3 protein-coding genes are annotated in these 1,655 nt (G+C 35.5%); 1 reads left to right on the top strand and 2 read right to left on the bottom strand.

The window, feature by feature from the left end:
• A partial coding sequence (locus ACFILU_RS04105; protein WP_375674861.1) for a hypothetical protein occupies positions 1-522 on the top strand: 522 nt, incomplete at its 5' end.
• A gap of 3 nt (positions 523-525) precedes the next feature.
• Here the strand turns inward: ACFILU_RS04105 and ACFILU_RS04100 are convergent.
• Entirely contained in the window at positions 526-948 is a 423-nt protein-coding gene (locus ACFILU_RS04100; RefSeq protein ID WP_375613904.1) for a type II toxin-antitoxin system HicB family antitoxin, read from the bottom strand.
• A gap of 20 nt (positions 949-968) precedes the next feature.
• Positions 969-1,151, bottom strand: coding sequence for a type II toxin-antitoxin system HicA family toxin (locus ACFILU_RS04095; protein ID WP_006589116.1), 183 nt, complete (start codon positions 1,149-1,151; stop codon positions 969-971).
• Between the last annotated feature and the right edge of the window lie 504 nt (positions 1,152-1,655).

The raw sequence follows: 1,655 nt of genomic DNA, 5'->3' as shown, positions 1-1,655 counted from the left end.
GCAAAACGTGGTCGTCCTCGGATTAAAGGGTGTATCAGAGAACCAAATGGACGCATCTCACGAGCAAAAACACCGCATGAATCCATGGATAAATTAGCACTTGAAATGCGTGCCAAACGCTTCTGTTTGACCATAGAAGAGGCTAAAAATCCGCTTTCCGGTACCTATATCGGACGGCTTTATTTGCAAGGCGAAATCAATCAAGACCAATATGATGCTGCGCAAAAATATCTTGAAGTGAAAAACAATTACCTATGTGCAAAAGGATTGCCTAATGCAATTTATGATGAAATGCCTACAACTTCTGATAACGGAGCAAGAGAAAAATGGGTACAGAAGGCAACAGAACATCTTTTAGCTGTAAAAGATGTTGTTCAAGAAGCTCAATGTTTACACCGTCAATATAACCTTCATGCCGCATTACAGTATCTTGTCATAGAAGATCAATCACTACCACATCTTGTGCTTTCATTGCGCATTGCTCTTAATGCGCTTTATAAACATTTTACGCAAAACCGGTAGTTTTCAAGCGGCGTCTTGGATATTAATGGCAACCTCTTTTCCAAGAGCAATGAGAGTGGATTCTAAGGCATCTAATTTGGTTGCGTGGTTTAAATCCAACAATCGGTCAATTTGTATTGGATGAAGTTTTAAAAGACGTACGAGATCAGCTTTGCGTAAGTTTTTTTCAATCATAGCGTTATGTATTGCAATTTTTAAAGTCACCAATGAAGATACTTCAACAAAAGGATAGGCAATATCACGATGTCCAAAGGGAATAGGTTCACGATCTTGAAAACGCCCCATAATGACTGTTAAAAGTGCATTTTTAGCCTGTTCCAAAGCTTCTTTTTCATCGTTACCATAGGTAATAAATTCCTGAAAGTCTTTAGAGACGACTAGAAGAGTATCATTGTCATCTTTGATAAATTTGATTGCATATTTCATTTACACCTCCATATTCTGGCTTATTTTAGGTCAAGATCTTTAAGAATCTTCTGGACTAATCCTGTTCCTAATTCTTTTCGCGTACCATGCATAGGTAAAACGGACTTTTTAGAACCACGCTTTACAAGCAAATGCCCTCCCTTCCCTGAAGTAAAACTGCAACCATGCTTTATAAGATATCTTTTCAATTCTTGACTATTCATTATAATAATATAACATCTAAAATGTTTCAATACAACATAAATGTTGTATTGAAGGAAAATAAAGGACATCTTTTAAAACACCATATTTAGGTAAAAAATAAAAAAAAATACAAGATCATGATTTTTTTGTTGACATAGTGTAAAAAATCGTATTTAATGACAGTACTGCACTAGTTGTATTGTGTCTAAAATTCAAAAATATCCCCTAAAATTTGGTAAAATATTAAGCTTTTAAGAGGGCTTAAAGCACTGTTTTTATTGACAAAATAGGCTAACCTATTTTGCACATATCAAAAGTCATTAAGTGACTAATGATGTCATTAATTCATTGCCTCAAAAGGAGCGAAGATGAAAGCAATCATCACCAAGCCAATGTGTGTTGTTGGCGATAACAAAAGCACTGTTCGTTTTGAAACTTCAACTCCCAATAATCCATTTGTTGAAGTTTCCAATCAAGTCTACGCACGTCTCAAGCGTGCTAATGCTGTAAAACCTTTTGTTGGT

Origin of the sequence: Bartonella sp. CL100XZDX (assembly GCF_042195375.1) — a bacterium.
GTDB lineage: Bacteria > Pseudomonadota > Alphaproteobacteria > Rhizobiales > Rhizobiaceae > Bartonella.
Note: the sequence above shows the minus strand (reverse complement) of the source record. Positions and strands in the feature narration are given on the sequence as shown.

Coding starts and splice junctions, on each gene's coding strand:
- ACFILU_RS04100 (WP_375613904.1), bottom strand. CDS start 948: ATGAAATATGCAATCAAATTTATCAAAGATGACAATGATACTCTTCTA.
- ACFILU_RS04095 (WP_006589116.1), bottom strand. CDS start 1,151: ATGAATAGTCAAGAATTGAAAAGATATCTTATAAAGCATGGTTGCAGT.